Origin of the sequence: Gaoshiqia sediminis (assembly GCF_025907915.1) — a bacterium.
GTDB lineage: Bacteria > Bacteroidota > Bacteroidia > Bacteroidales > Prolixibacteraceae > Gaoshiqia > Gaoshiqia sediminis.
Window position 1 is genome coordinate 1 of sequence record NZ_JAPAAF010000068.1, and the last position, 7,776, is coordinate 7,776.

Genomic DNA, 7,776 nt, shown 5'->3' on the forward strand with positions numbered 1-7,776 from the left:
TAAGTCCAGCCCAAGTTCCTGACCCCTAAATCCCCTAAAGGGGACTTTAAGCCTCACCTTTAGGGGAGGTTTGGAGGGGTAAAATGAGGAATGGCAAACAATTTGTAAGCTCACAAAAACCAGAATCTACTTTTAGGACAGCCTCGTACCTGGCTTTCCCGTTTTAGGGCGTTTCGGGTTTTATCCGGCTTGTAAGGCCACGGTGTGCCGTGGCCGGACGGATGGTGACGAGCTTAGAAGAGTAGTTTAACATCTTCTTATAGAAAGAATGGCATTTAATTACTAAAAGCGATTTCCCTGGATGAATGGTTCGTTTTTGAAATTTATTGTGTTAAATTTCAGGCGACAATCTTTACCTGAATCATTTTAACGAAGGACCCATGAAACTACGTTTATTTCTCCTTGTATGTATGAGTTGTGTGTCGGCAACTTTTGCCGCGAAGGTGGACACACTGATGGTGGTAAGTAGTGCTATGCACAAAACAATTCCCAATATCGTTATTACTCCGGAAGGATCTGATATGCCGGAAAATGGATTTCCTGTCGTTTATTTGCTTCATGGTGCTACCGGTAATTATAAGGATTGGGTTTCGGTGGTACCGGCCATTAAAGATTATGCAGATCAGTATCAATTGATGATTGTTTGCCCGGATGGGGGATTTACAAGTTGGTACTTCGACAGTCCGGTTGATCCGGCCATGCAATATGAAACCTACGTTTCCAACGAGTTGGTTACGGCTATCGACACGAAATACAAGACCATTGCAGATAAAAAAGGAAGGGCCATTACCGGTTTAAGCATGGGAGGACACGGCGCTTTTTATCTGGCTTTCAGGCATCAGGACGTCTGGGGTGCCGCCGGAAGCATGAGTGGCGGATTGGATATTCGTCCATTCCCGAATAATTGGGATATTGCCAAACGGCTGGGCCGGTATGCCGAAAATAAAGAGGCCTGGGAAAATAACACCGTCATCGATTTGCTTTATTTACTCGATGGTAAAAGCCTCAACTTAATATTTGATTGCGGAACAGCCGATTTCTTTTATGATGGTAACAAACGGATGCACCAGGCCTTATTAGAGCGAAATATTCCGCATGATTATACAGAACGTCCCGGAGCTCATACGTGGGAGTATTGGAAAAACTCGGTGAAATACCACCTGCTGTTTTTCGACGACTATTTCAAATTTTAACGGACAAACATCGGTAATTATTACCACCGGTAGTCCTGGCTTTTATGAAGTCGCACGATGATTAATTTGCCGTAATAAAATATGGAGTGACTCTTCGCTGTTTTCCCTAAGCATTCTTCGTGGTCATTTTTTATTTGAGCCATTTTTCGATCGAAATCGGCTATTCGTTGATCAAAAAGGTCTTTTCATTGATCTTATTTGGTTTGGTTCTATATAACCCGCCTTAACGTAAACACAACATTTCTGCGTTACTGTTTTTTGAGAATTTCATCATCTTTGCGGCTTCAAAAAAAACAGGAATAGGTCAATTTGATCTGTGGGCCAGGTGGCGAAGCTGTAAATAAACCGGATGGACCGATACCTTTCCTATGGTTGGTTTTGGCTGTTTGTCAGGTTGTTGATGCGCCGTTGGCCAGTGTCCATATTCCTTATTATAGGTTGAAATAATCAGGTAACTTTAGCTGCATGAAGGCAGCATGTGTTCAGTACAGAGCGGATAACTGTCCACAAGCAGATTGATCCATCGTTTACCCATGAATCCCTGACCACCCCCAATGGTTCATTTTTGCGGATTTTCAATCGGATGCAGGATCACCGCGTCCGATCAATCCAACAGAAAATTGGAAAAACACACATTACTTTTACCGGGAGTAAGAGCAGGTTTGCTTTGTGGTATTAGCAGGAGAATTTCGCGTAAGCTAAAGATTATCGTTTTGAGACGGAACAATGACCAATAGCTAGGCTTGCACGCAAAGACGCGAAGACGCGAAGTAGAAAACAGTTACAGTGCTTCTTAGTTCCTCATGTACTCGGATGCTCGGATGCTCGGATGATCAGATATTCGGATATTCGGATGGTCGGATGGTCGGATGGTCAGGTACTTTGATATATGCTATCTTTCAGCCGATAAAAAGTCTTTTAACGCAATGACATTCCAACTAACGAAACGTCCTGATCACTGGTATGCAGTGTATGTGCTGGTCCGCTCGGAGAAGAAGCTGCTGGCGGCCCTGGAGCAAAAGGGAATTGAATGCTATTTGCCCCTGAAGACCGAACGCCGGCAATGGAGCGACCGCGTCAAAGTGGTGCAGGAGCCGTTATTGCGGGGCTATATTTTTGTGCGGGTAAATAACAAAGAATACTACGAAGTGCTGAATACCAGCGGGGCTATTCGCTATGTTTGTTTCGACGACAAGCCGGCTGCTATTCCTGACCGGCAGATCGAGAGCCTGCGCATCTTTGTGGAACATGCCAACGCAAGCCTGGAAGTTACCACCGAACGGATTCGCAAAGGTACCGGGATTCGCGTGGTGACCGGGCCCCTGAAAGGAGTGACCGGCGAGGTGGTCGAGATCCGTGGCCGCAAACGGGTGTTGCTGCGATTTGGAACGCTGGGCTATTACCTGCACGCCGAGCTGGGAACACAAAGCATTGAAGTTGTTTCCGGAAAAAATGAGGCCACGTGAAACCACAACCTGAAACCTGTTGGCGAACGTATTGTCTATTCTTTTTTTTCGTCGATCGGCCAAAAATAGATCGTTCGTGTGTGGAAAGTGCCGTTTCGAGGCTTGAAATGGCTCATTCATGCAATTTCATATTCCGTTAACATTTAACTAAATGGATCGGGTTAGTTTTGCAGTTTTGAAATTTGGTTCATCTGGACCAACCAAATTGAAACCAAAAAGCAACACTAACCAGACAGCTCCGTGCCTGTGACTGAGTTGGCGAAGCCGTCATAAGAGGGCCCAACTTATGAATCCGGAGAAACACAAACACCCAAATTTATAACCACCCATGAGATTTATAACCACCCTTTTTCTTATCGGATTTTTAATCAGCGAAACCCTGGCCGGATCTGTGGCCAACAAACACAAAACGACAGAAAATGGAGCCCGTTCAGCCGATGTGTCCTTGTGGACGCCCGCCAGGGAACATAAGTACCTGCTTTCGGGCGGCTATTCGTCCGACTTTAAGTACGAAGGTTACCTGGGCGTAAAAGGTGCTGTGGAATATCTGATCAGTCCTGCTTTTTCGGCCGGACTGGAAGGTAGTGTTTATGCCGGTAACACCGACTTTGACTGGATGCGAACCATCGCTGCAGGCGTTCGCGCCAATTATCATTTTGTTCCGTTTGAGAAGCGGCGCAACAACGACTGGAACGTCTATGGCGGAATTAGCGGAGGAACCTTGTTGGGTGCAGGAGGCAAAGTGGTGGATGAAATAGATCCTTACCTGGATATCCATGCAGGCGCCCGATACCTGATTACCAATACCTGGCTGGTCTTGGGAGAAGTGACCACCCGTAGCGCCACGATCGGGCTTAGCCTTCGGTTTTAAGAAGATTATCTCATCCGCCGGATAAAACCGCAAGGTTCGCGAAGAGGATATAAACACGAAGAACACAAGGAAGATTTTTAACGCAAAGAACGCAGAGAAGGCGCAAAGAAATACCCCGGAGGGGTTACATAGTTGTAGAAAAGAAGCGCCCCCTCCGTCCCGCACAAGCCGCGCAATGCGAAAACAGTAGCGAGTAGCGATTAACTAATCACAGTCTCTGAACCACATAAGGCACATAAGGACACATAAGAAGACACGAGTAATCAGTCACAGTTTACAGTCACAGTCACAGTTAAGCCCGCAGGGCCAAATCCGCGTGGATCGTTGAAAGAATATGTTTGCGCAAAGCGAAATAAAAAGAATCATAAACAATCAAAATAAATCTGCGTCATCCGCGTCCTGTTTTTTATTCAATTTTTTAACGCAAAGAACGCGAAGAAGGCGCAAAGAAAAACCCGGAAAGGGTTAAATCTGAATAACGCCGGGTGAAACCCGGTGCAAGGGGGCAATGAGCGGGAAGGCGCACCGGAAACCCCGATTGAAATGCGAACCTGGTTGCGCCGCACAAGAATACGTTTTTAAATAGCGTTTAAACCTTTCAGGACAGGAAAACCTGAAAGGGTGCGCCAACCGATACGACAACGCGAAAACGCTGCCGCCATTCATCAATCAACAATAATAAATCATCAATCAAAAAGCGTTTAACCCTTCCGGGGATTCCAACCCCAAAAGGGTGCGCTGCCCGACACGACAACGCGAACACGCCAGCCGCCATTCATCAATCAACAATTATAAATCATCAATCAAAAAGGGTTGCGCCGCCCGACACGACCGCCAAAACCCGCAGGGCCAAATCTGCGTGAATCGTTTATTAGTAGCGAGTAGTGAGACACGAGTAGCGAGTAGCCAGCAGCCAGACGCCAGCAGCCAGTAGCCAGTCTTAAATCATAAACATCATATTACATCAGCGTCATCAGCGTCCAATTCTTAGCGTTTAACCCTTCCGGGGATTCCAACCCCAAAAGGGTGCGCCGCCCGACACGACAACGCGCCCACGCTGCCGCCATTCATCAATCATCATTCATCAATCATCAATCAAAACGTCTGCGTCCTATTATTTTCACCGCAGAGGCGCCAAAGCGCAAAGGAATTATAAACAGTGAACTGACAACGAAAGTATCAAATATCGAATATTGAGCGGGACCGGTTCACTTGAAGAGTTGGTTAACGCTGATACAGATTGTATTGATTACTGAAAAGCCGTACCTTTGGGAATAACAAAAAGCAGAAACACCATGAAGGAAACAACCATAGATAAACAAAAAGAACTGGCCCGGTTTGCCCTTACCACCGACAATGAAGAAGTGATAGACAAAGTTTTGCGATATGCCAGAAAGTTGATGGGAAAGAAACAAAAATTGCCATGCCAATACACGATTGAAGAAGTAAAAGAGGGCATTAAGAAGTCGATTGACGAAGTAGCAGAAGGAAAAACCATCAGTTACGAAGACGTTTTAAAACGTTACGGACTATGACCAAAATAATCCTTACCGGCACAGCACTGAAGGATCTCGATTCAATTTATTATTTCCGGGAGGATCTCACAGCAAAGCGAATGGTAAAAACAATATTAAAGGAAATCAAAATACTTCAAAAACTCCCTGAAGCTGGACCAATAGATCATCTGTTTGTTGATGAAGCAAAAACAATTCGCGCTCTTGTTGTGGCAAAAGGTCGATATAAAGTTTTGTATTACGTGGAGAAAGATCAGGTATATATCGTCCGGCTATGGGATTGTCGGAGAAACCCCGGTACTGCGCGTATGTAAGTTCAACTGCTCACAAAAAAGATTCGAGCATTAAGTCTTGGGCACGGTGAGTAGCGAGTAGCCAGCTGCCAGTCGCAGTCACAGTTTGCAGTCACAGTCACAGGAATGCCCGCAGGGCCAAATCCGCGTGAATCGGTGAAAGAACAGGCCAGCGCAAAGCGAAATAAAAAGAATCATAAACATCATATATCATCCGCGTCATCTGCGTCCTGGTTCTTAGCGTTTAACCTTTCCGTCCGGCCTTTGACGGACCAAAAGGGTGCGCCGCCCGACACGACAATGCGAACGCGCTGGCCGCCATTCATCAATCAACATTCATCATTCATCAATCAAAAGCTGTTCATTCATCATTCATCACTCATCACTCATCAATCGAAAGGGTGTCTTGCTTTGCAAAAGCAATTGTTTGCCCTGATGTGGTCACAAGTTGCCGACAGCGGATGGTTTATGCCCTGAATTGGAAATTTAACGCCCCAAAATCATTATATTTGTATAGATAAAATCATCAGCTATGTCAACAAAGGTTATTTTAGAGTTCGATGGGCGCAATGCTGCTGCCAGAAGCATTGTAAACATGCTAAAAACCGTCGGGTTGTTCAAGGTAGAAGAGCAAAAGCCAATAAGTGGTATCGAGAAATCATTAAAAGAAGTAAAAGAGGGAAAGGTACATAAATACAATAACGTGGACGAGCTGTTTGAAAAAATTGATTAAATTATGTACCAAATACAGACGACCAATCAGTTCGAAAAAGATGTTGCACGGTGCAAAAAAGAGGTTTAAATCTGTCCGACCTTAAAACAACGATATCAATACTGGCTGAAACAGGAAAACTACCGGCCAAATACAAAGCTCATAAACTGAAAGGCAAATACACCGGTTGTTGGGAGTGCCACATAAAGCCAGACTGGCTTTTGGTATGGCAGCAAAACGACTCGGTCTTAACCCTGCTCTTACTGAACACAGGAACGCACTCCGACATTTTTTGATCTTCCCCGCTGCTGGTTGAGTTTTGTAAACCGTGCCTTGCTTGACTATCAAATGGCAAATCCGGGCTTAACAAGGTCAGGATGGCAAATCCTGACCAGCGAGGGGTCCCATTTCTTAGCGTTTAACCCTTCCGGGGATTCCAACCCCAAAAGGGTGCGCCGCCCGACACGACCGCCAAAGCCCGCAGGGCCCAATCTGTGTGGATCGGTGAAAGAACAAGTCGGTGCAAAGCGAAATAGAAAGAATCATAAACAATCAAAATAAATCTGCGTCATCTGCGTCCTATTCTTTTAGCGAGCCGCCAGCTGTCATTCATCAATCAACAATAATAAATCATCAATCAAAAAGCGAGTAGCGAGACACGAGTAGCCAGCAGCGAGCCGCCAGCTGTCATTCATCAATCATCATTCATCAATCATCAATCAAAACGTCCGCGTCATTTGCGTCCCATTTCTTAGAGAGTTTAAAAAAGTTTACAAGGAGTTACACAGAGATGAAAGATTTTAAATTCACCAATAAATTACTAATTTTAGCTTTATAAAAGAAAGATATATAGATATGATATCCCGGCACATAATAGATGAAATCATAGAGTCGTTACGGCCAATTGACCCGGAAAAAGTTATTTTATTTGGGAGTTATGCTTACGGCAACCCGAATGTTGACAGTGATATTGATCTTTATATTGTCACAAAAGAAAACACTATTCCTTCAAACTTTGAGGAAAACTTAGAGATTAAGAAAAGGGTTTATCTTGCATTAAAACAGTTCAGGAAAAAGTATGCCTCTGATATTATTGTACACACAAGGCCTATTCATCAAAAATTTATCGAAATGGGAAGTTCTTTCTCAAAAGAAATTATGGGTAAAGGAATTGTTTTAATATAACCACAGATGAAGCAAATCACCAAAGATTGGCTCGAAGCAGCATCCATTGATATTGAAAGCATTGAAGCCTTGATCAAAAATACCAGGCTGACAGGTCATGTGGCTTTCCACGCCCAGCAAGCTATCGAAAAGGCATTAAAAGCAATTATGGAAGAGAATGGAGAACGTGTCCCGAAAGTGCATTCCTTAAGTAAATTATTTGATAGCTGTTCCATATATATTGATTTCGAATTTGATGAAGATTTGATCATTGCCCTTGACAGCCTGTATATTGAATCTCGATATCCCGGTGAATTTGGATTGTTGCCCCAAGGCAAACCTTCATTACAGCAAGCGCAGAGATTTTACGATTTTGCAAAGGATGTCTATCAGACAGTAATAAATCATCTCGAAAAGGACTAAAGTCAGAAGTTGAAGGTCGAAACAGGCACGGAGCTGAGACGGGAATTTACCCCAAACCTCCGTCAAAAGCCGGACAAGCTCTAAAGGGGCTTTTGGCATGGTGCCGATTTAAAAGCCCCAGCGGGGCGTAATATGGGTAG

Annotated in this window: 9 protein-coding genes and 1 pseudogene; all 10 read left to right on the forward strand. The window is 44.5% G+C overall.

The window, feature by feature from the left end; translation table 11 throughout:
• Positions 1–380 precede the first annotated feature (380 nt).
• Positions 381–1,193, forward strand: coding sequence for an alpha/beta hydrolase (locus N2K84_RS19665; RefSeq protein WP_282593545.1), 813 nt, complete (start codon positions 381–383; stop codon positions 1,191–1,193).
• A gap of 926 nt (positions 1,194–2,119) precedes the next feature.
• The gene (locus N2K84_RS19670; RefSeq protein ID WP_282593546.1) at positions 2,120–2,659 is read left to right on the forward strand and encodes a UpxY family transcription antiterminator; all 540 of its coding nucleotides are present in this window, start codon (positions 2,120–2,122) and stop codon (positions 2,657–2,659) included.
• 328 nt (positions 2,660–2,987) lie between these two features.
• Positions 2,988–3,530, forward strand: a complete 543-nt coding sequence (locus tag N2K84_RS19675; protein ID WP_282593547.1) for a hypothetical protein — start codon at positions 2,988–2,990, stop codon at positions 3,528–3,530.
• Positions 3,531–4,825: 1,295 nt separating this feature from the next.
• The gene (locus N2K84_RS19680) at positions 4,826–5,065 is read left to right on the forward strand and encodes a hypothetical protein (protein WP_282593548.1); all 240 of its coding nucleotides are present in this window, start codon (positions 4,826–4,828) and stop codon (positions 5,063–5,065) included.
• A complete protein-coding gene (locus tag N2K84_RS19685) occupies positions 5,062–5,358 on the forward strand; it encodes a type II toxin-antitoxin system RelE/ParE family toxin (RefSeq protein WP_282593549.1) in 297 nt (98 codons plus the stop codon). Before N2K84_RS19680 ends, N2K84_RS19685 begins: the two co-directional genes overlap by 4 nt.
• A 135-nt stretch (positions 5,359–5,493) precedes the next feature.
• Positions 5,494–5,814, forward strand: coding sequence for a hypothetical protein (locus tag N2K84_RS19690; protein WP_282593550.1), 321 nt, complete (start codon positions 5,494–5,496; stop codon positions 5,812–5,814).
• 55 nt (positions 5,815–5,869) lie between these two features.
• On the forward strand, positions 5,870–6,070 hold the full coding sequence (locus N2K84_RS19695) for a hypothetical protein (protein ID WP_282593551.1): 201 nt from the start codon (positions 5,870–5,872) through the stop codon (positions 6,068–6,070).
• A gap of 44 nt (positions 6,071–6,114) precedes the next feature.
• Positions 6,115–6,345: pseudogene (locus N2K84_RS20605) on the forward strand (type II toxin-antitoxin system YafQ family toxin); the annotation flags it as partial.
• Between the two features lie 559 nt (positions 6,346–6,904).
• Positions 6,905–7,234, forward strand: a complete 330-nt coding sequence (locus N2K84_RS19700) for a nucleotidyltransferase domain-containing protein (protein WP_282593552.1) — start codon at positions 6,905–6,907, stop codon at positions 7,232–7,234.
• A gap of 6 nt (positions 7,235–7,240) precedes the next feature.
• A complete protein-coding gene (locus N2K84_RS19705; RefSeq protein ID WP_282593553.1) occupies positions 7,241–7,636 on the forward strand; it encodes a HEPN domain-containing protein in 396 nt (131 codons plus the stop codon).
• The last annotated feature ends 140 nt before the right edge of the window (positions 7,637–7,776 follow it).